Genomic DNA, 23,347 nt, shown 5'->3' on the forward strand with positions numbered 1-23,347 from the left:
CCGCCGCAAGCGGAGGCCTATCGTTTGGCCTAGTAGACGTCGTGCAGAACGCTGGCGATCAGGCCCGTGGCGACGGCGATCAGCAGGATGTCGTTGTTGGCGTGGACGTAGCGATAACCGCGCGGCGCGGGGCGAAGACCGTAATAATAGGGGTCGTCCACATAGTAGCCGCGATAGGCAGAAGGCAGGTAGCCGCCCTGGCGCCAGCGATAGCCGTAATAGCGCGGCTCGACCCGGTAATAGCCACGCCCGGGCGCATACCAGTAACCTTGGCGGGCGCCGCGATAGTCGCGGAACTCGGGGCGACCGCGCCACCAGTCGCGGTTGTTGCGGTCCCAACGGTCATAGTGGCGGCTCTGGCGATAGTCGCGACGGTCGTCCCGGCGGTCCTCACGCCACTCGCGACGGTCTTCGCGTCGATCCTCGCGCCACTCGCGGCGATCTTCACGACGGTCGTGGCGGTCCTCGCGGCGCTCCTGGCGCCACTCACGGTGGTCGCGGTTCTGGGCCTGGGCCGCCAGCGGCGCGGCCGTGGTGGTCAGCGCCAGGGCGACGATGGCGGCCTTGGTCAGGCGGTTCATCTGGACGTCTCCTTGGTCTGGGCGCCGAGGGAAAGCTGCGGACGACCCGTTGAAACAGGAGGCCAAGGTCGGGCCCGACGCATGAACTCGTCCTGAACGGCTCAGTCAGGTTTGCGCCTCGATTGTTTATGCGGGCCCCACGAGCGCGCGCATCCGATCGCCGGGCCAGCGGAGCCGTTAACTCTAATTTCAAACCGCTGGTATTTGAATGGCGTTCGAAAGGCAGGGTCAGAATGACCGACGCCCGGAGGACTGAACATGATCGCGCACGAAACCGCGCCCGAAGCTCTCGAAACCGCGGCCCTGCCGCTGCCGACCGTGGACATGGACGGAGACGCCCTGTTCCGCTTGGGGCTGGCCTATTCGGCGGGTCTGGACGGCTGTCCTATTGACCGCGTTTCGGCTCACATGATCTTCAATCTGGCGGCCATGAAGGGCTCGGTCGAGGCGCGCATCTATCGTCGTGAAATGAGCGAGGAGATGGACCACGACGAGATCGCCGAGGCCCAACGCGCCGCGCGCCGGTGGATCGACGCGGGTTCGACCACGCTCGCCGCCTGAAGCTTGTCGCAGCGGACGGCTGGACCGGGCGGCGAGGTCGGGCTATGGACCCGGCCAAGACAAGTCGCCGAAGGATTCCGCCCATGCTCGCTCGCATCTATCGCCCGGCCAAGACCGCGATGCAGTCGGGCAAGGCCAAGACCAATGATTGGCGGCTGGAGTTCGAACCGGCTTCGGCGCGTACTCAGGATCCGCTGACCGGCTGGACCAGCACCACCGACATGAATGGCCAGGTGCGGCTGAACTTCGAGACCAAGGAAGAAGCCGTCGAGTACGCCGAGCGTCACGGCATAGCCTTCCGCCTGCATGAACCGCAGGAAGCGCCGGTGATCATCAAGGCTTACGCTGACAACTTTGCCACCAACCGCAAGCAGTCCTGGACCCACTAGGTCAGGCCTCTCGCTGCGGCCCTGGCCGAGGCGCCCTTAGCTCAACCGGATAGAGCACCCGCCTTCTAAGCGGGATGTTGCAGGTTCGAGTCCTGCAGGGCGCGCCAGGCCTCCAGGCCTTTTTCCAGGTCCGCGATCAGGTCTGCCGGATCCTCCAGGCCAATATGCAGCCGCAGCAGCTGGCCCGGCAGGTCAGGTGCGTGAAGGCGATGGCTCAGCTGCGGTGTCTCATGGGTCACCAGGCTTTCGAAGCCGCCCCAGGAATAGCCCATGCCGAACAGGTTCAGTCCTCTCATCAGGGCGTGAGCCCTGGCCTTGTCGCCGCCCTTCATGACAACGCCCATCAGCGCCGCCCCGCCTGAGTAGTCGCGCCGCCAGAGGTCGTGGCTAACCGAGCCGGGCAGGGGCGGGAACAGGATGCGTTCGACTTCTGGTCGGGTTTGAAGCCAGTGGGCGACCTGAAGCGCGGACTTCAACGCCTCATTGTAGCGCAGCGGCAAGGTGCGCAGGCCGCGCAGCGCCAGCCAGGCGTCGTCGGGCGAGACATGCCAGCCCATGTCTTCAATCGTGTGCAGAACTGCGCGCGCAATCCCGGCGTCCTGAATCGCGATTGCGCCCATTAGCAGGTCGGAATGACCCGCGGCGTACTTGGTCACCGCCTGGACGCTGACATCGACGCCGAGGTCCAGCGGTCGCATGGCCAGACCCGCCGCCCAGGTGTTGTCCATCACCGTCAGGACGCCGCGCGCCCGGCAGGCGGCGGCAAGGGCGGGCACATCGACGATCTCGAACGTGAGGGACGAAGGGGATTCGATGAGCAGGACGCGGGTCCGCTCGCTGCACAGGGCGAGGATGTCCGCTGTCGAGGCGTCGGCCGGATGGAACCGGGTCGTAACGCCGCGTGTGGCCAGGTGGCGTGTAAGGAAGCGGCGCGTGGGACCATAGACGGCGTCGCTGGTCACCACCTCTTCGCCGGGGCGCAGCAGGGCCAGCAAGGGCACGGTGATGGCGGCAAGGCCTGACGGGACAAGGAAGGCGTCGCCGGCGCCCTCCAGATCGGCCAGGGCTGCGCGCAGTTCATGCGCGGCGCTGGTGCCGTCCAGGCCATAAACCGGGCCAGAGGCCGAATCCTGCATCGAGGCCGGGTCGTCGCTGAGCATTGTGGAAGCGCGCTCAATCGGCGGATTGACCGGCCGTCGGCCCTGACCCCGTCGCGTGGCGGAGGCGATCAGGCGGGTGCGGTCGGAAAGGCGAGGCATGAGGGCTCCGGCGGGTTGCGGTTCTGGGCCTAGAGGGCTCTAAAGAAGGCGGGGGCGCAAGCTGGCGAGGGTGAGGGAATGCGGGCGGCGAGGAACGTGACGGGAATATCGCTGGCGCTGCTGCTGGCGACGGCGGCCTGCGAGCGACGGGCAAAGACCGATCAGACGGAGACTCCGACGACCTCGCGACCGACCACGACCACCATGCCGACGGACAAGGCCAGCCCCACGCTGGCCGCGATAAAGCAGCGCGGGCATCTTAACTGCGGCGTCAATCAGGGGCTGGTCGGTTTCGCCTATACGGACAATCGCGGGGCGTGGCGCGGCTTTGACGTCGACTTCTGCCGGGCGACGGCGGCGGCCATCTTCGGCGACCCGGACGCCGTGCGATTTGTGCCGCTGACCGCGGAACTGAGGTTCGACGCCCTGCGGGACGGACGCGTCGACGTCCTGTGGCGCAACACCTCCTGGACGATGAGCCGGGACACCGGCGGCGAGTTGAGCTTTGCCGGGATCAACTATTACGACGGTCAGGGCTTCCTGGTCCGCCGCGCCCTGAACCTGAATAGCGCGTCCGAGCTGAACGGCGCCCGCATCTGCGTCCAGACGGGTTCGACCACGGAGCTGAACGTCGAGGACTATTTCCGCACGCGCGGAATCGAGTTCCGCCCGGTTATGGTGAAGACCGAGGAAGAGGCGCGACAGGCCTATGCGCGCGAGGAATGCGACGCTTTCACCGCAGATATCTCGGCGCTGGCGGCGGCGCGAACGACCCTGGCGAACCCGCAGCAGCACGCGATCTTGCCGGACGTCATTTCCAAGGAGCCGTTGGGGCCGGTCGTACGCCATGGGGACGATCAGTGGACAGCGGTGATCCGCTGGACGCTGAACGCTCTGATGCTGGGCGAGGAGTTGGGGGTGACCAAGGCCAATGTGGCGGCTTTGACCCGAGACAGCCAGGAGCCGCGCGTCCGTCGACTGCTGGGCGAGGAGGGCGAGTTCGGCCCCTCCATCGGCCTGCCGCGGACCTGGGCCCGAGACGCGATCGCCGCGGGCGGCAACTATGGCGAGATCTTTGAACGGAACCTTGGCCAGCAATCGGCGCTGAATCTGGCCAGGGGTCTGAACGCGCAATGGAGCGCGCGGCCCAGCGGCCTGATCTACGCTCTGCCGATTCGCTAGGGCATCGGTCGGCCGCCCGAAAGGGGGACGCATGACCGTCAGGACGCGAAAAGGTCTGCCGTTGCATGGGCTGATGCTGATCGGCTTTCTGGTCGGGTTGCTAGGCGGTCTGACGGTCAATCTGACGATTGGCGGCGACGCGCCCTGGGTTCAGTGGCTGACCTCGAACATCACCGGGCCTGCGGGACAGATCTTCCTGCGCCTGCTGTTCATGCTGGTGCTGCCCCTGCTGTTTTCGGCTCTCGTGATCGGCGTGGCCGAGATGGGAGACCTTAAGACTCTCGGGCGGGCGGGGACCAAGAGCCTGCTGTTCACGATTTTCGTTTCGGCCGTCGCCGTGTTGATCGGTCTGGTCATGGTCAACCTGTTCCGACCCGGCGACGGCGTGGACCCCGTACTGGCGCAGCAACTTCTGGAGCAGGGACGCAGCGGCGCGGCCTCCATCGTCGGCAGCGCGCCGGATTCGGTCCGCGCGGGCGACTTCTTCCTGGATCTGGTGCCGTCCAACGTCTTTACGGCGGCCGCGGAGAACGAGATCCTGCCGGTCATGGTCTTCGCCCTGCTGTTCGGGATCGGGCTGGTCCTGACGAAGGGCCCGGTAACGGAGACCCTGCAGAAGACCATCGAGGGCGTGTTCGAGGTCATGATGAAGCTCATCAACCTGGTCATCCGCCTGGCGCCGGTGGCGATCGCCTGCCTGATGTTCAATCTCGCGGCCCTGTTCGGATGGGATCTTCTGGTGCGGCTGGCCGCCTTTGTCGCCGTCGCGGTGGGGGCGATGGCTATCCATATGTTCGTGGTTTATCCGATCTGCATCGCGACCCTGGGCGGGATGTCGCCGGTCAAATTCTTCCGAGACATTCGTGAGGCGATGGTGGTGTCCTTCTCGACCGCCTCGTCCAACGCCAGCCTGCCGGTGTCGCTGCGTGTCGCTGAACAGAACCTGGGCCTGCCGCGCAAGATCGCGCGCTTTGTCCTGACGGTCGGGGCGACGGCCAATCAGAACGGCACGGCCCTGTTCGAAGGCGTGACCGTGCTGTTCCTGGCCCAGTTCTTCAGCGTCGATCTGAGCCTGGGCCAGCAGGTCATTGTCATGCTGGTCTGCATTCTGGGCGGGGTCGGCACGGCGGGGGTGCCAGCGGGATCTCTGCCGGTCATCGCCATGATCCTGGCGATGGTGGGTGTGCCGCCAGAGGGGATCGGCCTGATCCTGGGCGTGGATCGCTTCCTGGACATGTGCCGGACCACGCTGAACGTGACCGGCGATCTGGTCGTGGCGACCGTGGTGTCGCGCGGCGAGGAGGATACGGACGCGACGGTTCGGGCTGTGGCCTAACGATCAGCCGGTTTCGACGGGGGTGTCGGTGCGAGCGCCCCATTCGGCCCACGATCCGTCATAGAGCCGCGACGAACGACCCAGTTCAGCAAGGCCGAGAGTCAGGATGGCGGCGGTTACGCCGGACCCGCAACTGGTGATGAGGGGCCGGTCCAGGTCGACGTCGGCATCGTGGAAGGCGGCTTCCAGCGCCGCGCCACGCTTCATTGTCCCGTCGGCGTTCAGCAACTGGCCGAAGGGCAGGTTCAGCGCGCCGGGCATATGGCCGGAGCGGACGCCGTGTCGGGGCTCGGCGGCCTCCCCTCTGAAACGGGGCGCGCCGCGGGCATCCACCACCTGAGCCTCGCCGGCCAAGGCCCGTCGGACCTGCCCAAGATCAACGACGCGGTCCGCGTCGAACGACCGCTTGAAGCTTGCGGTCTGTCCGGGCGTGACCGGCCCGTGCTCCAGAGGTCGTCCCTCCGCGCCCCATTTCGGCAGGCCGCCGTCCAGCACGCGGACCTGTTTCGCGCCCATGATCCGCAGCGTCCACCATACCCGCGCCGCCGAGAACAGGCCCTGGGCGTCATAGACGACAATGTCGTCGTTCTCGGACACGCCCAGCGCGCCCATGGCCTCGGCGAAGGCCTGAGGCTTCGGCAGCATGTGGGGGTAGGGGCTGTCGTGATCTGAGATGGCTTCCAGATCGAAGAAGACCGCGCCCGGCAGGCGCTCCTGCTCGAAATCGGCGCGTGCGTCGCGTCCATCAAGCCACCAGCTGGCGTCGATGATCCGCAGGTTCGGCGCGCCGAGGCGATCCGCCAGGTCTTGCGTCGAAATCAGGGCGCTGTCCGAGGGCATAGGCATGGGCTCACGATAACACGACGGCTCAGCCATGTGGTCAGGCCCTGAGTCGCCCTGTAGGTTGCGAAACCAAGGGTCTGACGCCACCTGTCGGACGCAAAGTTGCGGCATTGAGCCGCGACCTGATCGATTCAAACAGCCGAAAGCGCCGCCGTGAACCGTCCCAACGCCGTCATCGAACTGTCCGAAGGCCTCAAGAAGCCCGTCGTGATTGGCGGCGGACGTCGCATCGTCTTCATCGCCGGCCCCTGCCAGATGGAAAGCCGCCAGCACGCGCTGGAGACGGCTCATCAGCTGAAGGAAATCAGCGACCGACTGAACGTCGGCATCATCTACAAGACCAGCTTCGACAAGGCGAACCGCACCAGCGCCACCGCGGCGCGCGGCATCGGCCTGAAGGACTCCTTGCCGATCTTCGCCGAAATCCGCGAAGTCACCGGCCTGCCGACCCTGACCGACGTTCACTCCGAGGCCCAGTGCGAAGGCGTGGCCGAGGCTGTGGACGTGCTGCAGATCCCGGCCTTCCTGTCGCGTCAGACCGATTTGCTCCTGGCTGCCGCGGCGACCGGCAAGGCGATCAACATCAAGAAGGGGCAGTTCCTGGCCCCCTGGGACATGAAGAACGTCATCGCCAAGGTCGTTGGCGCGGGCAACCCCAACGTCATGGCCTGCGAGCGTGGCGCCAGCTTCGGCTACAACACCCTGGTCAGCGATATGCGCTCGCTGCCGATCATGCGTGAGATCGGCTGCCCGATCGTCTTCGACGCGACCCACAGCGTGCAGCAGCCGGGCGGGCAGGGCACCTCCTCGGGCGGCCAACGCGAGTTCGTCCCGGTGCTGGCCCGCGCCGCCGTGGCCGTCGGCGTGGACGCTGTCTTCATGGAGACGCACGAAGACCCGGACAACGCGCCGTCGGACGGTCCGAACATGGTGCCGCTGAGTCAGTTCGAGGCCCTGGCCGCCGAACTGATCGCCTTCGACGACCTGGCCATCAAGCTGGGTCACAAGGGGCCGATGGCTAAGGCGGCGTGAATCCGCTAGTTCGGCGTCATGGCTGAACGTTCCCTTGATCTCGGCGCCCTGCAGTCCCTGCTGGAACGCGTGCATGACTTGAAGGTCGCCTGCGTCGGCGACCTGATGCTGGATCGCTATGTCTATGGCGAGGTCAGCCGCATCTCGCCTGAAGCGCCGATCCCCGTCCTGCGCGCGCGCCGCACCGTGGCCATGCCCGGCGGCGTGGGGAATGTGGCGCGCAACGTCGCGGCCTTGGGCGGTCTGGCCCGTCTGGGCGCCGTGGCGGGCGATGACGCGGCGGGCGCCGAGTTGACCGATCTGATCGCCGCAGAGCACCGGATCGAGGACGCCCTGATCCGGCCCGAGGGCGCCGCCACGATCGTCAAGACGCGCTTCGTCGCCGCCGGCCAGCAGTTGCTCCGCCTGGACGATGAGGCTGCGCTCCATTCCGGCTATGCTGACAAGGCGGTGTTTCAGGGCGCGGGCGCCATCCTGCTGTCCGACTACGCCAAGGGCGTGGTGGACGACGGCGCCATCCAGGCGGCGCTGTGGGCCGGGGCTGAATACGGCGCGCCGGTCATCGTCGACCCCAAGGGCCGCGATTTCGCGCGCTATGGCGCGGTCGACGTCATCAAGCCGAACGCCAGCGAACTGGCGGGCGCCACCGGCCTGCCGACCGAAACCGACGAACAGGTCGAGGCGGCGCTGGCCGCCCTGCTGGCCTCCACGACCGCCAAGGCTGTCATCGTCACCCGCGCAGGCAAGGGCATGACGCTGGCGCGGCGTGGCGGCGGCGTCACCCACTTCCCCGGTCGGGCGCGCGAGGTGTTCGACGTCTCGGGCGCGGGCGACACTTGTCTGGCCGCGCTGGGCCTTGCGCTGGGCGCAGGCGCGACGCTGGAACAGGCGGTGCAGTTCGCCATCCTCGCGTCCGGTGTCGTCGTGGGCAAGAGCGGCACCGCCGTCGTCACGCCCGCCGAACTGATCGAGGCCGAGATGAGCCAGCACGCGGCCCTGGCCCAGTCCAAGGTCACGCCGCTGGACGAACTGTCGGATCAGGTCGAGGCGTGGAAGCGTCAGGGCCTGAAGGTCGGCTTCACCAACGGTTGCTTCGACATCCTGCACCGTGGTCACGTCGCCTATCTGGCCCAGGCGCGCGGTTGGTGCGATCGGCTGGTGGTGGCGCTGAACACCGACGCCTCGGTGCGTCGCCTGAAGGGCGAGGGGCGTCCGGTCAACGACCTGGACAGCCGCGCCGCCGTTATCGGCGGTCTTGCCAGCGTGGATCGGGTGACGGCCTTCGACGACCCGACCCCCATCGCCCTTATCGAGCGGCTGCGGCCTGATGTGCTGATCAAGGGGGCGGACTACACCAAGGACAAGGTCGTCGGCGCCGCAGAGGTCGAGAGTTGGGGTGGGGAAGTCCGCCTGGCCGAATTCGCCGACGGCTATTCCACGACGAAGACGATTGAAAAGATGACTGGAGACAAGGCATGACCCCGCGAATGATCGTCGTCACGGGCGGCGCGGGCTTCATCGGCTCCAACATCGTGGCGCGTCTGTGTGAGAGCGGCGCCTGGGACGTGGTCGTCTGCGACCGGCTGGAGACGGCCGATCTCGCCAAGTGGAAGAACATCGCCAAGCATCCCATCGCCGACCTGTGGGCGCCGGAAGAGCTGTTCGAACAGCTGGAGCGCCACGCCGAGCGGATCGAGGCCGTGGTGCACATGGGCGCCATTTCCTCGACGACCGAGCCGGACGCGGACCTGATTTTACGTACCAACTTCAGCCTGTCGCGCGACATCTGGGACTGGTGCGCGCTTCGCGACGTGCGGATGATCTACGCCTCCTCGGCGGCGACCTATGGCGACGGCGAGACGGGGTTCGAGGATCGCGACGATCCTGAGAGTCTGAATGCGCTGCGTCCTCTAAACGCCTATGGCTATTCAAAATATCTGTTTGACCAATATGCCGTGCGTCAGGCCGATCGGGGCGAGGCGCCGCGCCAGTGGGCGGGGTTGAAGTTCTTCAACGTCTATGGCCCGAACGAGGGTCACAAGGGCGGCATGAAGTCGGTTGTGGCCCAGATCTGGCCCAAGGTGCAGGCCGGTGAGACGGTCAGCCTGTTTAAGTCGCACAACCCCAACTATCCAGACGGCGGTCAGCTGCGCGACTTCGTCTATGTCGACGACGTGGTGAACATCATCGACTGGCTGTTGCAGACGCCGGACGTGTCGGGCGTGTTCAACGCCGGTTCGGGACAGGCCCGGTCGTTCGCCGATCTGGCGCGCGCCACCTTCGCGGCGGCGGGTAAGGAGCCGTCGATTGCCTATATCGATATGCCCGAGGTGATCCGCGACCGGTATCAGTACTTCACCGAGGCCAGCATGGAGCGCATACGCGCGGTCGGTTTCAACGGCCAATCGACGCCGCTGGAAGAGGGTGTGCGGCGCTACGTCCAGGAATTTCTGTCCAAGCCGGATCCCTATCGATGAAGATGCCCAGCCTGACCTTGCGCCAATGGGTCGGCTATACGGGCTTTGCGCTCGTCTTCATTTTGGTGGCCGCTGTCATGGTCTGGCGCGGCGATATACTCAAGGCGGGGTTGGATCCCCAGGTTCCGTTCCAGACCTATGAGCCGCCGCCCCCGCCTGACTATCGTCAGCCTTCGGCTTGGGCCCTGCTGGACGCCCGGGCTCCGAGCGCGGAAAACGCCGCCATCTTCTTTGTCCATTCGACCACCTACAACGGCGGGGCGGGCTGGAACGGTCCGATCGGCGACCGCAAAGCCGACGCCTATCTGAAGCGGGTTGTGATTCCCAACTATGCCGGTCCCTTCGCCAGAGCCGGCGCCATCAGCGCGCCACGCTATCGGCAGGCCAGCCTCTACACGCGGTTGACGCTTCGCGAGGATGCCCGTGAAGCGCGCGCCTTCGCCTATGGCGACGTCGAACAGGCGTTCAATCAATGGCTTGCGGAGCATCTGACCGGGCCCATCATCCTGGCAGGGGTCGAGCAGGGGGCGGACCTGATCGCGCGTCTGGTGAAGGAGCGCGTGGCGGTGGACCCGAGTCTGCGCCAGCGGCTGGTCGCGGTCTATCTGATGGACGCCATTGTCGCTGTGAATCAGACGACGCCGATCACCGCCTGTCACGCCCGGGATCAGACGGGGTGCGTCGTGGGTTGGTCGCAGGTCGGCGAGGGCGACGAAGGGGCTGCAAAGCGCAGGCTGCGACGCGCCTTGATCTGGGATGACCGCGGCCAATTGGTTGAATTGGGCGATCGCCCCGCTCTTTGCGTGAACCCGGTATCCGGTAGCGACGACGGCGCGGCGGTTCCCGAGCGCCGTCACCTGGGCGCCGCCAACGCCACAGGGCTGGAGTGGGGGCTTCGCCCTGCCTTTATCGACCGTCAGATCGCCACCCAATGCCGCGACGGCCTGTTGCGTCACACGGTGCTGAAATCGGAATCCTTCCGTGAGTTCAGCGGCTGGGCTGACCGCCGCAAGGCGCGACCCTACAATCTGTTCTATGCGGACATTGAAGCGGACGCCCTGGCGCGGCTGGCTGCCTGGAACACCCGGCAGACCTCCTAGTCGGCTCCCGATCGGTCCGCCCGCCAGTCAAACAGGGCCTCGAGCACCCGTATGGCCTGGCCGCGCGGACTGGTCAGATCTGGATCGCGGCCCAGGATCAGGCGGGCGTCGTCGGACGCCGCCAGCATCAGCGAGCGATGCTTGATAGGGTCAGCGAAGCGATAGGCCGGGAAGCCGCTCTGCTTCAGGCCAAGCGGGTCGCCGCCGCCGCGCAGGCGGAAATCTTCTTCGGCGATCTCGAACCCATCCTCGGTGCGACGCAGGGTCTCCAAACGTTCGCGCGCGGTCTCGCCCAGCGCACCGTCCTGACCGCCGTATAGCAGGATGCAGGAACTGGACTTGGCCCCGCGTCCGACGCGGCCGCGAAGTTGGTGCAGTTGGGCCAGGCCGAAGCGGTCGGCGTGTTCGATGACCATGATGGAGGCGTTGGGCACGTCAACACCCACCTCGACGACCGTGGTGGCGACCAGCAGCGGGATGCGGCCCTCGGCGAACTCGGCCATGACGGCTTCGCGCTCGGCGCCCGGCATCTGGCCGTGGGCCAGGCCGACCTCGACCTGCAGGATGCGGCGCAGATCATTGGCGCGTTCCTCGGCGGCGGCCAGATCGATGGCTTCGGATTCAGCCACCAGAGGGCAGATCCAGTAGGCTTGCGCCCCGCTGTCGACCGCCGCCTTCAGCCGTTTGGCCACCTCGCCGATACGGACCAGAGGCAGGACGGCGGTGGCGACGGGCGTGCGGCCCGGGGGCTTCTCCATCAGGCGACTGACTTCCAGTTCGCCGTACTGGGTCAGTTCCAGTGTGCGCGGGATGGGCGTGGCCGACATGGTCAGCAGGTGGACCCCGCCAATAGCCGGATCACCCTTGGCCTGAAGCCGCTGGCGCTCATTGACGCCGAAACGGTGCTGCTCGTCGATGACGGCCAGGGCCAGGCGGTGGAACTGGACCGCGTCCTGGAACAGGGCGTGGGTGCCGATGGCGACCTGGGCCTCGCCGGAGGCCAGAGCCGCCAACCGCTGACGTCGCTCGCTCTGCGTGTCGCGGCCGGTCAGCAGGATGGTCGAGACGCCGGCTTCCTCCAGCATCGGGGCCAGTCGCTGATAGTGCTGGCGGGCCAGGATTTCGGTGGGGGCCATAAGGGCGGATTGGAAGCCGCTGGACGCTGCGTCGGCCAGAGCCAGGGCCGCGACGGCGGTCTTGCCGGAGCCCACGTCGCCTTGCAGCAGCCGCCCCATCTGCTCGCCCGCGGCCAAATCGGCGCGTATTTCTTCAAGAGCGCGGGCCTGGGCCCCGGTCAGGGTGAAGGGCAGGGCGGCCAGCATCCGTCGCGAGGCCTCGCCAGCCCTGATGCGCGCCGCTGGGGTGATCTGTCGCGTGCGGCGACGGCGCGCCAAAGCCAGCTGGTGGGCGAACAGCTCGTCATAGGCCAGGCGCTGACGGGCCGGGGCCTCGGGCGTCAGGTCCAGTTCCGTCGTCGGGGCGTGCAGGGTCTCCAGCGCGGCGCGCCAGCCGGGCCAGCGCCGCGCCGACAGCCAGGCGGCATCCTGCCACTCGGCCAACTCTGGAGCCAACGCCAGCGCGCCCTGCGCCAGCTTGCGCACCACGCGGGAGGTCAGGCCTTGGGTGGCCGGATAGATGGGCTCGGACAGGGGAATCTCGTCCACCTTTTCGAGCGGCAGGATGTAGTCGGGGTGCGCGATCTGCACCTCGTTGTTGAAGCGCTCGACCTTGCCCGTGACCAGCCGCCGCTCGCCGCGCGGGGCCAGGCTTTCGATATGGCGCGGCGATCCGGCGAACCAGATCAGATGAACGAAGCCGGTCTCATCCGACGCCCGCATCTTGAACGGCGCGCCGATCTTGTGCGGCGGGATCAGCCGGTCGATCAAAACCTCGAAGACGCCGATCTCGCCCTCGACGGCGGCGGCGGCGGTCGTGCGGCGGCGCTGGATGATCCCTGACGGCGACAGGAACAGGACGTCGCGCACCAGCGGACCCGCCAGCTTGTGCACCAGGGGCGCGCTTCTGGGCCCCACGCCCTTCAGGGTGGAGACGTCCGCGAACAGGGGAAAGAGAATCTCGGGCCGCATTAGCCTCAGCATAGCTGGCGAAAACGGAACGGGAACGCTATCTGATCCAACTCTTCACATGAACGGACCGGGCAAGGAACCGCGTGGCCGATATTGATGCACGTCCAGAGGACGCTCGGAAACAACGACTCGGCCGGATTTCCTACCGCGCCTGGCGACGCGGCTTCCGCGAGGCCGACATGGTGCTGGGGCCGTTCACGGACCAGATCGGGCCGACGCTGAGCGACGCCGAACTGGACGAACTGGAGCACCTCCTGAACGAGGAGGACCAGTACCTTTACGCCTGGATCATCGAGAAGGAGCCGACCCCGCCCGAGTTCGACGGGCCGATGCTGGCGCGCATCCGGGCCTTCATGCGCGAACACGTTGCGGCGGAAGTGGCCAAGGGTATCGGTTGATGAGTGAGGCGATGGCGCGGCGTGACGTCGAACTGGGCGGCGCGCCCGAGGGGCTGGATGCGCTGGTCGTCGCCGAGCGGCTGAAGGCCCAGGGCGGCGTCGGCCTGCTGGTGGCGCGAGATTATCAGCGCGCAGGTAATTTCACCCAGACGCTCGGCTTCTTCGCCAAGGATATTGAAGTTCTTGAATATCCGGCGTGGGATTGCCTGCCTTACGACCGTCTGAGCCCCACAGCCTCGGTTGCGGCCCAGCGCATGGCGACCCTGACCCGACTGGCCCAGCGCGATCCGTCGGACGTCAAGCCTGTGCTGGTCGTCGCCACCGTCGCAGCCGTGACCCAGCGCACGCCGCCGCGTCAGGCCGTCACCGGCGCCGGTTTCGAGGCCAAGGTCGGGCGTGATCTGGATACGGCGGCGCTGGAACGCTACGTCTCGACCAACGGCTATGTGCGCGCCTCGACCGTGTCGGAGCGTGGTGAATACGCCATTCGCGGCGGCGTCATCGACGTCTTCCCGCCGGGCTTTGATGAGCCGGTGCGTCTGGACCTGTTCGGCAGCGAACTGGAATCCATCCGCGCCTTTGATCCCGAAACCCAGCGCTCGACCAGGCAACTGAAGCAGGTCGCCCTGCTGCCGGTGTCGGAAGTTCTGCTGGACGCCGAGAGCATTTCGCGGTTCCGCAGCGGCTATCTGAATCTGTTCGGCGCGCCGGGCGACGAGCCCATGTACGCCGCCGTCAGCGAGGGCGCGCGCCGTCAGGGGCTGGAGCACTGGCTGCCGCTCTTCTACGACCGGCTCGACACCCTGTTCGACTTCCTGCCGGACAGCGCGCCGGTCTTCCTCGACAGTCAGGTCGAGCAGGCCCGCGCCGAGCGCTGGAGTCTGACGAGCGACGCCTATGAGGCGCGCAAGGAGGCCGCCAAGGGCAAGGGAGGAGCAGCCTATCGCGCGCCCGCGCCGCAGAGCCTCTATCTGGACGAAGGCGACTGGAACAGCGCCCTGGCCGGGCGGGCCGTGCGACGCCTTTCGCCGCTGGCCGCCGGATCGGGCGAGGACGCCGGCGGGCGTCTGGGCCGCAGCTTCGCCGCCGAGCGCTCGCAGGACAGCGTCAACCTGTTCGCCGCGGTGGCGCAGCACGCCGAGGCATTGAAGGGGCAGGGCAAGCGGGTCCTGTTCGCCTCCTGGACCGAGGGCTCGGCCGAGCGTCTGGCGGCCATGCTGGGCGATCACGGCCTGACCCACGTCCTGCCGGTGCGCGACTGGGACGATGTTCTGGCGGCGCCGAAAGACATCTATCTGCGCGCGGTTCTGCCAGTCGAGCACGGCTTCGTCACCGACGAGGTCGCGGTCATTTCCGAGACCGACATCCTGGGCGACCGTCTGGCGCGGCCCAAGCGCAAGCGTCGGGCTTCCAACTTCCTGGCCGAGGCCTCGGCCCTGACGGCGGGCGATCTGGTGGTTCACCTGGATCACGGCATCGGGCGCTATGAGGGCCTGAAGACGCTGGAAATCCAGGAGGCGCCGCACGACTGTCTGGAACTGCTCTACGCCGGCGACAGCAAGCTCTATCTGCCGGTTGAAAACATTGACCTTCTGACCCGATACGGCACCGACGCCGACGGGGTTCAGCTGGATCGCCTGGGCGGGGCCGGCTGGCAGGGTCGCAAGGCCAAGGCCAAGGAACGCCTGCGCGCCATGGCCGAGGGTCTGATCGCCCTGGCCGCCAAGCGGGCGCTGCGGGTATCCGACGCCATCGTGCCGCCGTCCGGCCTGTTCGACGAGTTCTGCGCCCGCTTCCCCTATGAGGAGACGGACGACCAGTTGAACGCCATCGGTGACGTGCTGGAAGATCTGGGCAAGGGCACGCCGATGGATCGCCTGATCTGCGGCGACGTCGGTTTCGGCAAGACCGAGGTGGCGCTGCGGGCGGCCTTCGTCGTCGCCATGAGCGGTCAGCAGGTGGCCATCGTCTGCCCGACGACCCTGCTGGCGCGCCAGCACTTCAAGACCTTCTCCGAGCGCTTCGCCGGCTGGCCGATCACGGTGCGTCACCTGTCGCGCATGGTCACGGCCAAGGACGCCAACGAGACGCGCGCGGGCCTGAAGGACGGAACCTTCGAGATCGTCGTCGGCACCCATGCGGTGCTGGCCGAACAGGTCGGGTTCAGGGATCTGGGCCTGGTGATCGTTGACGAGGAGCAGCACTTCGGCGTCAAGCACAAGGAGAAGCTGAAGTCCCTGCGGGCCGACGTGCACCTGCTGACCCTGACCGCCACGCCTATTCCGCGCACCCTGCAGATGGCCCTGTCTGGCATCCGCGAGATGTCGATCATCGCCACGCCGCCGGTCGATCGTCTGGCGGTGCGGACCTATGTCACGCCGTGGGACCCGGTGCTGGTGCGCGAGGCCTTGCTGCGCGAGAAGTATCGCGGCGGTCAGGCCTATTATGTCGCGCCGCGCCTGAAGGAACTGCCGGACATCGAAAAGTTCCTGCGCGAGCAGGTGCCCGAGGTGAAGTTCGTGGTCGGCCACGGTCAGATGAGCCCGACCCAGTTGGAGGAGGTGATGAGCGCCTTCTACGACGGGCAGTACGACGTGCTGGTTTCGACCACCATCGTCGAGAGCGGCATCGATATTCCGACGGCCAACACCCTGATCGTGCACCGGGCCGACATGTTCGGGCTGGCCCAGTTGCACCAGATTCGCGGCCGCATCGGTCGGTCCAAGGCGCGGGCCTTCGCCTATCTGACGACTGATCCCAAGCGTCCGCTGAGCCTGTCAGCCGAGCGGCGTTTGCAGGTGCTGCAGTCGCTGGACAATCTGGGCGCCGGCTTCCAACTGGCCAGTCACGACCTGGACCAGCGCGGCGGCGGCAACCTGCTGGGCGACGAGCAGTCGGGCCACATTCGCGAGGTCGGGGTCGAGCTGTATCAGCAGATGCTGGAAGACGCCGTCGCCGAACTGCGCGAAGCGGGCGAGGGCGTAGCCGACCGAGGCTGGTCGCCGTCGATCAACGTCGGCGCGGCGGTCCTGATTCCAGAAGCTTATGTGCCAGACCTGAACGTTCGCCTTAGCCTCTATCGTCGCCTGTCGGACGCTGAAAAGATGGAGGATCGCGAGGCCATGGCGGCCGAGTTGATCGACCGCTTCGGCCCGCTGCCGGACGAGGCGCAGCAGCTTCTGCGCATTGTCGGCATCAAGGCCAACTGCCGCACGGCCTGCATCGAGAAGATCGACATCGGGCCCAAGGGCGCGGTTCTGACCCTGCGCAACAACAGCTTCCCCAATCCGATGGGACTGGTCGGTTTGATCCAGAAGAACCAGGCCTTCTGGAAGATCAGGCCGGATCAGAAGATCGTGGTGAAGGGCGAATGGCCCACGCCCGACGACCGTCTGAAGGTCGCCGAACGGATCACCGCCGATCTGGCGCGGGTGGCGGGGGCGGCTTAACCGCGCCCCTTCATCTGCCGGATCAAGGCGCCGAACAGGTTGACGTAGTCGTCGGTCCAGGGGCGCACCTCGGTCGGGGCCAGCTTGCGCCAGCGGCCGTCGCCCTTGAAGTCGGCTAGGCCTTCGGCGGTCGGGGAGATGGCCAGGGCCTCGGTCGAGGCCTCGGCCATTTCGGGGGCGTTCGGCTGCTCGATATAGATCTGATGCAGGTCGGCGGCGCCCAGCTGACGAGCGGCGGCGACTGCCGGCATGGTGATCTCGAGGTTGCGGTTGGACAGGTGTAGCACGACCACGCCGTCAGGCTTCAGTAGCTTGAGATAGCCCTGAATGGCCTCGACCGTCAGCAGGTGCGTGGGCACGGCGTCCGACGAGAAGGCGTCGATGACCAGCAGGTCGTAGGTGCCCGGCGCCTCCTTGGCCATGGTCAGGCGCGCGTCGCCCAGCACGGTGCGAATGGGTCCGTCGGCGCACTGCGAGATGTAGGTGAACCAGGACGGATCGCGCGACACGCGGTCCACCATCGGGTCGATCTCAAAGAAGGTCAGCTCGTCCTCGGCGCGCTTGTAGGCGGCCATGGCGCCTGAGCCTTGGCCCACGACGCCGATCTTGGCCGCCGGGGTACGCTGCTGGATTCGCTGCGCCGCCTGACCTAGGGGTGTCGCGGTAGCGTAATACATGGTGGGGCTGCAGGCGAAGCCGGGCGCGCGGGCCTGGGCGCCGTGCAGGGTGGTGCCGTGCATTAGGACATGGAGGTCACCGCCCATGCTGTCGTCGCGCGTGACGGCCACCCGCATCACGCCGAAGAAGCTGCGTTCCGTCAGGTTCCAGTCGTAGCCGCGACCGACGTGGTGGGCCGACAGGGTGATGGCGGCGATGATGATGGTGAACAGGATCGCACGGTCGCGGACCAGAAAGGCGCAGATCGCCGCCCCGCCCAGAATGACCTGAACCATCTGCAATCGCGCCTGGTCGCTGAGCAGGGCGCGGAAGTCGGGGTTGTAGCGCATGATCTCAAGGATGATCGGCGGCGCGACGGCGACTCCGATACCGATGAGCAGAAGGAGGATATCGCGGCGCGACAGGGCGCCATCGCCCCACGGTCTCGCTAGCCCGACCAGCACCATGACCAGAGGATACTCCCAGACGCCGTTGAAGATGACCGGGGCGAGCAAGGCGTTGAACGCTCCGCCGACCACGCCGCCCAGCGACAGCAGAAGATAGAACTCGGTCAGCCGATCCGGCGCGGGACGTCGCGCGGCGAGCCGCTGGTGACACATGAGTGCGGTGAAGAAGAAGGCGGTCAGGTGGGCCAGAAGCAGCAACAGCCACTGACCGGTGTTCATGCCCACCAGACTGACCACGACGGCGCCGAGTGCGGCCTGAAGGACCAGGGTCGTCGGCAGGCTGATCCACGGCCGGGTCTGGAAGGCTATGACGAAGGTCAGCAGGTAGAGGGCCAGGGGCGCGACCCAGAGGAAGGGCGCTGAGGCCACATCCGTCGACAGGTGGGCGGTGACGCCGAGCATCAGGCTGGACGGCGCCGCGGCCAGCAAAACCAGCACGCCCTTCTCGCGCCAGGGAATGGGCGCGCTGACGGCCAGAGGCGCGGGCTCAGGTGCGTCCTGCGAGCGACGGCGCCAGACCACGACCGCGAGGCCGACCACCAGAATGACGAAAAGCCCGTAACCGCCGGTCCAGCCGACTCTTTGGCCAGACAGGGACATCAGCGGTTCGATCACGGCCGGGTAGGCGAGCAGGGCCAGAAAGCTGCCGAGGTTGGAGGCGGCATAGAGGACGTAGGGGTTCTGACCATCGGCGTGGTCGGCGCGCACACGGGCGTACCAGGCCTGAAGGAGCGGCGCCGTGGCTGACAGGATCGCGAACGGCGCGCCGACCGACAAGGCCAGCGTCGCCAGCAGCCAGGCATTCGGAGCCGCAGGATCAGGCTCGCCCAACAGGCCGCTGATCTGCAAGGGCAGAAACAGCGCCGCCGCCGCCAGAAGGCCGAGATGAACGACCGCCTGCCATTTCAATGATCGAACGCGCTGCAGCAGATGCGCATAGCCGTATCCGGCCAGCAACGCGGTCTGGAAGAAGACCATGGAGGTGTTCCACACCGACGGCGATCCACCCAGCATCGGCAGGACCAGCTTGGCCACCATCGGCTGGACGATAAAAACGAGAGACGCCGAGGTGAAGATGGCGACGGCGAACAAGACGGGTGTTATCGCTGCGCCCTTGCGGAGGGCCGTCGTCATGGTGGAATCGGTCATTCGCGATCCGCTGGCTGTTGCGGGTCGACTGACCCGCTCCCTGACGGCAGCCTTAGACCGACTCGCAGACGGAGCGCATAGCCATGTTCCCCGATGATATTCAGGCTGCGGCTGAAGCCGTGATCGAAGCCGGGCTTAAGTCCGGGGTCATGGTGGCGACGGCGGAAAGCTGTACCGGCGGTCTGGTGTCGGGCGCGATCACGGCCATCGCGGGCTCGTCGGCCGTGCTGGATTGCGGCTTCGTCACCTACAGCAACGAGGCCAAGGTCGAGCTTCTCGGAGTGGACGGCGAGCTTCTGGAGCGTTTCGGCGCCGTGTCGGACCCCGTCGCGCGGGCGATGGCGCAGGGGGCGGTTCAGAGATCGCGGGCCTCGGCGTCGGTGTCCATCACCGGGGTCGCGGGGCCTGGCGGGGGCTCAATCGAAAAGCCCGTCGGACTGGTGCATTTCGCGGCCGTCGGACGCGACGGCGTCGTTGTTCATGACGAACGCTGGTTCGGCGATATCGGGAGGGAGGCGGTGCGACTGGAAAGCGTGCGCGTCGCCCTGGCCATGTTGCTGAGGGCGGTGACCGCGTGACGGGGCTTGTGGTGGATGCGCGCGGGCATCGTTGCCCCGTGCCGAGCTTGCGTTTACGCAGGGCGATGGAGGGGGCGGCGCCGGGCGCGCGGCTGACCTTGCTGGCGACGGACCCGATGGCGCGGATCGACGTACCCTATCTGATGGGGGATCTGGGCGGGAAGGTCTGTGGGGTCGAGGAGCAGGACGGCGTGCTGCGCATCACTGTCGAGACTGGCGGCGTTCCGACAGATTGACGACCGAGCTGTCAGCCTCAACTTCCGGCTCCGGCGTTTTCCACGCGATCTCCAGTTCGGTGGCGAAGGCCCCGCCGTAGAAGATGGCGTTGACGTTCCATGATAGCCAGATCAGCAGCACGACCACCGCGCCTACCGAGCCGTAGGTGGCGCCGAGCTGGGCGATCTGCTCGACATAGATGGCGCAAAGCCATGAGAAGAAGGTCGACATGACAGTGGCGATCAGACCACCCATGATCGCCGCCTTCCACGCCACGCGCGCGGCGTGGGACATGGCGTAACGGTAAAGCATGGTCAGGCCGAGCCACAGGCCGAGCGAGGGCCAAAGGCCGTCCAGCGGCAGGACCAGCAGACCGACGGGGTCCTGGGCGTGGGTGTGCTCCATCAGCCGAGATGTCACGACTGCGCCAGACACCACGGTGAACAGGACGAAGGCGGCCAGCGCGACCAGGAAGGCCAGCATGTTGAACTTGAAGAAGCCGTGCGGCTCCGTCTCGTCGTGGATCAGGTTCAAACCCGCCAGCAAGGCCTTGAAACCGCGGTGCGCGGCGTATGCGCCGATGATCAGGGCGAGAGCGCTTTGCGCCGATACAGTGCGGGCCGAGGCGTTCGCCAGGCGGTCGATCTCGTTCAGGAAGATGGAGCGCGCCGCGTGCGGGACGACATCGGCCAGTGCCGCCGCTTGCTCGCTGACCTGACCAATGGAGAGGACAACCTTGTAGAAGCCGATCAGGATGGCGATGGCGGGGAAGACGGCCAGCAGGGCGAAGAAGGATACGCCGCCCGTGTAGAGCATGACGTCGCGCCCCCAACTCCGGGTGAAGGAGCGAACCGCCAGCTTGCCCCAGAAAAGGGGCAGGGCCGTCAATCGGTGTTGTTGGTTCAAGCCTGGACCTCGGCATCCGTCAAAGCGACCGATTAACCTCATTCGGCCAATGGCGAAACCCTCTGTCAGCGCGGTTTAAATTGTAACCTGAGGTCGGCGCCGGCCCCATTGCTAGACAGGGGGAGGCGTCGGTATCATCGCCACGGCTCGGAGCATCGGCGTCGGGGGCGAACCGACCGGGCCTCAAGGAGAGACTTTTGGATTCCGATCCGCGCGTACTGGTTGTCGCTTTCGATGACGACCTGATCGGCCCGCTTTGCGAGGGTCTGGACCAATTGGGATGGCCCACGATGACGGCGCGGACGCTGGACGCCGCCGTTCTGGTGTTGAAGGATATGGCGGTCGATGCGGCCGTAATTGACGCGCGCGGAATGGAGGGCGGCGCCGCGCTGGCCCGGCTTCGTGAGGCCGCCGCGCCGCGCTATCTGCCCATCCTTATGATCGGTGACGAGTCAGGCCAAGGCGACGTCGATCTTGCCATGTCTTCGGCGCCGCATCCGGCGCAGGCCGCCTTGCGGCTCGATCAGTTGACGCGCGCCGGCATCGCCGAAGAGGAGTTCAAGCTGCGGCAGCAGACCTTCGCGGCTCACGGGGTGACCCTGCAGGCGCCCGATCTCGGCGATACGCCCCTGCAAATTCTGACGGCGGGAGCGGCCGACCGTCGCTTCCTGGCCATGTCCAACGCCCTGTCGGCTGCCGGCGCCGAGGTCATCGCCGCGCCGACGCCCTACACCGCTTTCGACTACCTGCATGAGCGGGCGTTTGACGCCGCCGTGCTTTGGGGGGGGCAAGATCATGCGCCGGCCTTGTCGATCGCGTCCGGCATGAAGCGGAATACGCGCCTCTATCATATTCCGCTGGTGCTCTATTTGCGTGGTGCGGCCGAGGTCGAACTGGCGGATCTGTTCCGCAGAGGCTTCGCCGATGTGGCCGCGGCTGAAACGCCGGAGGACGAGACGGCCGAGCGGGTTCTGGCTCTGGCTCGCAACCATCGCCGTCGTCAGGCCATCCGGCGTGCCCTCGATTCAGTTCGGGGCTCGGACCTGACGGACGCGGCCACCGGCCTGTTCACACGCGATTTGTTCGCCTCCCATCTGGCGCGTCTCGCCGAGGGCGCGCGATCACGCAATCGCGCCCTGTCAGTCTGCGTTCTGCGAGTAGCCGAACGTGACCCTGTCGTTCAGGCGCGCGACGGCGGCTGGCTGGATCGCGCCATGCCCCAGATCGGCGCCATGGTGTCGCGACTTGTGCGCGTAGAGGATACTGCGGCGCGACTGGGGCCCGAATTGTTCGCTCTGGTCCTGCCCGCCACGAGCGCGGCCGCTGCGCGCATGGCGGCCGAACGAATCTCTGCCGTGATCGCCTGCACCGCTTTCGACGCGGGCAAGGATCGTTCGCCCTTCGTGGTCGAGTTTGAAGTCGGGGTGGCGGAAATGCGCAACGGGGAAACGCCTGCGGCCGTGCTTGAGCGGGCGTCGGCGGATCTGTCCAGGAGCTAGGCGGGCAGTTCCACCGAGGCCACGGCCTGGGCGGCGAGGCCTTCGCCGCGACCAGTGAAGCCGAGGCCCTCGCTCGTCGTCGCCTTGACGCTGACCGCGTCGAGCGGAATCTGCAGCAACTCGGCGAGGCGTTCGCGCATGGCCAGGCGATGCGGTTTCACCTTGGGCTGCTCGCAGATCAGGGTCACATCGACATTCACGATCCGGCCGCCGCGCGCGGTCACGCGTTCAGCCGCATAAACCAGGAAGCGGTCCGACGAGGCGCCTTTCCATTGCGGATCGCTGGGCGGAAAATGGTCGCCGATGTCGCCGTCGGCGATAGCACCGAGGATCGCGTCGGTCAGGGCGTGCAGGCCTGCATCGGCGTCGGAATGCCCAATCAGGGTCTGGTCGTGAGGAATTTCGACTCCGCACAGCCAGACCGAGGTTCCCGGCCCCCAGCGATGCACGTCATAGCCCTGGCCGATGCGGAAGGTCTTGGGCGACAGGGCCTCGGCCATGGCGAAATCCTCGGGGTAGGTCAGTTTCATCAAGCGAGCGTCGCCCTCGACCAGGCGCACCCGGCCGCCGACGCGCTCGACCACGGCGGCTTCGTCCGTGGGGGCGGTGGCATCGGTCCAGGCGGCGTAGGCGTCGCGGATGGTCTTGAGGCGGAAGGCTTGGGGCGTCTGGGCGCGCCAGAGACTTTCGCGCTCGACGCCGCCGACAACCAGGCCGTCCACGCCGCGACGCAGACTGTCGGCCACGGGAAGGGCGGGCAGGGCCCCGTCGGCGTCATTCAGCGCCGCCAGCAGGCGTTCGATCACCTCGGAGGTCAGGAACGGTCGGGCCGCGTCGTGGATCATGACCGGCGTGTCGTCCTTGGCGGCCAGAGCGGTCAGGCCAGCGCAGACTGATTCTGCTCGCGTGGCGCCGCCGATGACTGCGGTCCATCCTGACAGCCCGTCCAGCGCCTCGTTCAATCGAGATTCGGCGCCTGGCGCGACGACGACGAGAACTGGATCGGCCCCTGCCTTCAGCAAGGTCTCAACCGACCAGCGGACCATCGGCTTGGCGCCGACGCTCCGCCATTGCTTGTCTCCGCCGGCTCTCGAGCCGGAACCGGCCGCCACAACGATTGCTGCAAATCCCATGTCCGGCCTTCTAAGCGCCCCAGTTCCGCTTGACGAGAGGGGCAACAG

20 protein-coding genes and 1 tRNA gene are annotated in these 23,347 nt (G+C 66.8%); 14 read left to right on the forward strand and 7 right to left on the reverse strand.

Translation table 11 applies throughout. From position 1 onward, the window contains the following. Positions 1–29 precede the first annotated feature (29 nt). Positions 30–581, reverse strand: coding sequence for an RcnB family protein (locus B3K53_RS03565; protein WP_292082716.1), 552 nt, complete (start codon positions 579–581; stop codon positions 30–32). A 258-nt stretch (positions 582–839) separates the two neighbouring features. On the opposite strand from B3K53_RS03565, the gene B3K53_RS03570 reads away from it, so the two are divergent. The 3 genes from B3K53_RS03570 (at position 840) to B3K53_RS03580 (ending at position 1,638) form a co-directional block, all read left to right on the forward strand. Further along, positions 840–1,142 carry a sel1 repeat family protein gene (locus tag B3K53_RS03570; protein ID WP_292082717.1) on the forward strand — a complete coding sequence of 101 codons (303 nt, stop codon included), beginning with the start codon at positions 840–842 and terminating at the stop codon, positions 1,140–1,142. Between the two features lie 83 nt (positions 1,143–1,225). Further along, complete coding sequence (locus B3K53_RS03575) at positions 1,226–1,531, forward strand: ETC complex I subunit (RefSeq protein WP_292082718.1); 306 nt, start codon at positions 1,226–1,228, stop codon at positions 1,529–1,531. A gap of 30 nt (positions 1,532–1,561) precedes the next feature. Continuing rightward, a tRNA-Arg gene (locus tag B3K53_RS03580) sits at positions 1,562–1,638 on the forward strand. Here B3K53_RS03580 and metC read toward each other — a convergent pair. Next, complete coding sequence (gene metC / locus B3K53_RS03585; protein WP_292083362.1) at positions 1,597–2,790, reverse strand: cystathionine beta-lyase; 1,194 nt, start codon at positions 2,788–2,790, stop codon at positions 1,597–1,599. The two genes, B3K53_RS03580 and metC, sit on opposite strands and share 42 nt — an antisense overlap. Before the next feature lie 96 nt (positions 2,791–2,886). Between metC and B3K53_RS03590 the strand changes: the two genes are divergently transcribed. Together B3K53_RS03590 and B3K53_RS03595 are read left to right on the forward strand one after the other, a co-directional pair. After that, the gene (locus B3K53_RS03590; RefSeq protein ID WP_292082720.1) at positions 2,887–3,972 is read left to right on the forward strand and encodes an amino acid ABC transporter substrate-binding protein; all 1,086 of its coding nucleotides are present in this window, start codon (positions 2,887–2,889) and stop codon (positions 3,970–3,972) included. A gap of 31 nt (positions 3,973–4,003) precedes the next feature. After that, the gene (locus B3K53_RS03595) at positions 4,004–5,308 is read left to right on the forward strand and encodes a dicarboxylate/amino acid:cation symporter (protein WP_292082721.1); all 1,305 of its coding nucleotides are present in this window, start codon (positions 4,004–4,006) and stop codon (positions 5,306–5,308) included. Positions 5,309–5,311: 3 nt separating this feature from the next. Here the strand turns inward: B3K53_RS03595 and sseA are convergent, their stop codons facing one another. Next, the gene (gene sseA, locus B3K53_RS03600; protein WP_292083363.1) at positions 5,312–6,148 is read right to left on the reverse strand and encodes a 3-mercaptopyruvate sulfurtransferase; all 837 of its coding nucleotides are present in this window, start codon (positions 6,146–6,148) and stop codon (positions 5,312–5,314) included. Between the two features lie 156 nt (positions 6,149–6,304). On the opposite strand from sseA, the gene kdsA reads away from it, so the two are divergent. Genes kdsA through B3K53_RS03620 form a run of 4 tightly spaced genes read left to right on the forward strand, consistent with a single transcriptional unit; the run spans position 6,305 to position 10,760 of the window. Next, positions 6,305–7,183 (forward strand): 3-deoxy-8-phosphooctulonate synthase, encoded by an 879-nt coding sequence (kdsA, locus tag B3K53_RS03605; protein WP_292082722.1) that lies wholly within the window; start codon positions 6,305–6,307, stop codon positions 7,181–7,183. Positions 7,184–7,201: 18 nt separating this feature from the next. Continuing rightward, positions 7,202–8,662: a D-glycero-beta-D-manno-heptose 1-phosphate adenylyltransferase gene (gene rfaE2, locus B3K53_RS03610; protein ID WP_292082723.1), complete on the forward strand. Its 1,461-nt coding sequence runs from the start codon at positions 7,202–7,204 to the stop codon at positions 8,660–8,662. Then, positions 8,659–9,660, forward strand: coding sequence for an ADP-glyceromanno-heptose 6-epimerase (gene rfaD, locus B3K53_RS03615; RefSeq protein WP_292082724.1), 1,002 nt, complete (start codon positions 8,659–8,661; stop codon positions 9,658–9,660). The genes rfaE2 and rfaD overlap by 4 nt, the downstream gene beginning before the upstream one ends. Before the next feature lie 2 nt (positions 9,661–9,662). Then, positions 9,663–10,760, forward strand: coding sequence for a DUF3089 domain-containing protein (locus B3K53_RS03620; RefSeq protein WP_292083364.1), 1,098 nt, complete (start codon positions 9,663–9,665; stop codon positions 10,758–10,760). Here the strand turns inward: B3K53_RS03620 and recG are convergent. After that, positions 10,757–12,847, reverse strand: a complete 2,091-nt coding sequence (gene recG, locus B3K53_RS03625; protein WP_292082725.1) for an ATP-dependent DNA helicase RecG — start codon at positions 12,845–12,847, stop codon at positions 10,757–10,759. The genes B3K53_RS03620 and recG overlap by 4 nt on opposite strands. 83 nt (positions 12,848–12,930) lie before the next feature. On the opposite strand from recG, the gene B3K53_RS03630 reads away from it, so the two are divergent. Both B3K53_RS03630 and mfd read left to right on the forward strand, forming a co-directional pair. After that, positions 12,931–13,245 carry a succinate dehydrogenase assembly factor 2 gene (locus tag B3K53_RS03630; RefSeq protein WP_292082726.1) on the forward strand — a complete coding sequence of 105 codons (315 nt, stop codon included), beginning with the start codon at positions 12,931–12,933 and terminating at the stop codon, positions 13,243–13,245. Between the two features lie 11 nt (positions 13,246–13,256). Then, positions 13,257–16,694 (forward strand): transcription-repair coupling factor, encoded by a 3,438-nt coding sequence (mfd, locus tag B3K53_RS03635; RefSeq protein WP_292082727.1) that lies wholly within the window; start codon positions 13,257–13,259, stop codon positions 16,692–16,694. Here mfd and B3K53_RS03640 read toward each other — a convergent pair. Beyond that, on the reverse strand, positions 16,691–18,967 hold the full coding sequence (locus B3K53_RS03640; RefSeq protein ID WP_292082728.1) for a fused MFS/spermidine synthase: 2,277 nt from the start codon (positions 18,965–18,967) through the stop codon (positions 16,691–16,693). The two genes, mfd and B3K53_RS03640, sit on opposite strands and share 4 nt — an antisense overlap. Before the next feature lie 83 nt (positions 18,968–19,050). Between B3K53_RS03640 and B3K53_RS03645 the strand changes: the two genes are divergently transcribed. Then, positions 19,051–19,545 (forward strand): CinA family protein, encoded by a 495-nt coding sequence (locus B3K53_RS03645; RefSeq protein WP_292082729.1) that lies wholly within the window; start codon positions 19,051–19,053, stop codon positions 19,543–19,545. A 38-nt stretch (positions 19,546–19,583) separates the two neighbouring features. Then, positions 19,584–19,781: a sulfurtransferase TusA family protein gene (locus B3K53_RS03650; protein ID WP_390182913.1), complete on the forward strand. Its 198-nt coding sequence runs from the start codon at positions 19,584–19,586 to the stop codon at positions 19,779–19,781. On the opposite strand, the gene B3K53_RS03655 is transcribed toward B3K53_RS03650, so the two are convergent. Continuing rightward, positions 19,747–20,577, reverse strand: a complete 831-nt coding sequence (locus B3K53_RS03655) for a YihY/virulence factor BrkB family protein (RefSeq protein WP_390182931.1) — start codon at positions 20,575–20,577, stop codon at positions 19,747–19,749. The genes B3K53_RS03650 and B3K53_RS03655 overlap by 35 nt on opposite strands. Before the next feature lie 287 nt (positions 20,578–20,864). Here B3K53_RS03655 and B3K53_RS03660 point away from each other — a divergent pair, with 287 nt between their 5' ends. Then, complete coding sequence (locus tag B3K53_RS03660; RefSeq protein WP_292082733.1) at positions 20,865–22,166, forward strand: diguanylate cyclase domain-containing protein; 1,302 nt, start codon at positions 20,865–20,867, stop codon at positions 22,164–22,166. On the opposite strand, the gene B3K53_RS03665 is transcribed toward B3K53_RS03660, so the two are convergent. Continuing rightward, on the reverse strand, positions 22,163–23,299 hold the full coding sequence (locus B3K53_RS03665) for a bifunctional 2-C-methyl-D-erythritol 4-phosphate cytidylyltransferase/2-C-methyl-D-erythritol 2,4-cyclodiphosphate synthase (protein WP_292082734.1): 1,137 nt from the start codon (positions 23,297–23,299) through the stop codon (positions 22,163–22,165). The two genes, B3K53_RS03660 and B3K53_RS03665, sit on opposite strands and share 4 nt — an antisense overlap. Positions 23,300–23,347 lie beyond the last annotated feature (48 nt).

The sequence above is a fragment of the Brevundimonas sp. UBA7506 genome (assembly GCF_002479495.1).
Taxonomy (GTDB): Bacteria; Pseudomonadota; Alphaproteobacteria; order Caulobacterales; family Caulobacteraceae; genus Brevundimonas.

Coding starts and splice junctions, on each gene's coding strand:
- B3K53_RS03565 (WP_292082716.1), bottom strand. CDS start 581: ATGAACCGCCTGACCAAGGCCGCCATCGTCGCCCTGGCGCTGACCACC.
- B3K53_RS03570 (WP_292082717.1), top strand. CDS start 840: ATGATCGCGCACGAAACCGCGCCCGAAGCTCTCGAAACCGCGGCCCTG.
- B3K53_RS03575 (WP_292082718.1), top strand. CDS start 1,226: ATGCTCGCTCGCATCTATCGCCCGGCCAAGACCGCGATGCAGTCGGGC.
- metC (WP_292083362.1), bottom strand. CDS start 2,790: ATGCCTCGCCTTTCCGACCGCACCCGCCTGATCGCCTCCGCCACGCGA.
- B3K53_RS03595 (WP_292082721.1), top strand. CDS start 4,004: ATGACCGTCAGGACGCGAAAAGGTCTGCCGTTGCATGGGCTGATGCTG.
- sseA (WP_292083363.1), bottom strand. CDS start 6,148: ATGCCCTCGGACAGCGCCCTGATTTCGACGCAAGACCTGGCGGATCGC.
- rfaE2 (WP_292082723.1), top strand. CDS start 7,202: ATGGCTGAACGTTCCCTTGATCTCGGCGCCCTGCAGTCCCTGCTGGAA.
- rfaD (WP_292082724.1), top strand. CDS start 8,659: ATGACCCCGCGAATGATCGTCGTCACGGGCGGCGCGGGCTTCATCGGC.
- B3K53_RS03620 (WP_292083364.1), top strand. CDS start 9,663: ATGCCCAGCCTGACCTTGCGCCAATGGGTCGGCTATACGGGCTTTGCG.
- recG (WP_292082725.1), bottom strand. CDS start 12,847: ATGCGGCCCGAGATTCTCTTTCCCCTGTTCGCGGACGTCTCCACCCTG.
- mfd (WP_292082727.1), top strand. CDS start 13,257: ATGGCGCGGCGTGACGTCGAACTGGGCGGCGCGCCCGAGGGGCTGGAT.
- B3K53_RS03640 (WP_292082728.1), bottom strand. CDS start 18,967: ATGACCGATTCCACCATGACGACGGCCCTCCGCAAGGGCGCAGCGATA.
- B3K53_RS03645 (WP_292082729.1), top strand. CDS start 19,051: ATGTTCCCCGATGATATTCAGGCTGCGGCTGAAGCCGTGATCGAAGCC.
- B3K53_RS03655 (WP_390182931.1), bottom strand. CDS start 20,577: ATGCTCTACACGGGCGGCGTATCCTTCTTCGCCCTGCTGGCCGTCTTC.
- B3K53_RS03665 (WP_292082734.1), bottom strand. CDS start 23,299: ATGGGATTTGCAGCAATCGTTGTGGCGGCCGGTTCCGGCTCGAGAGCC.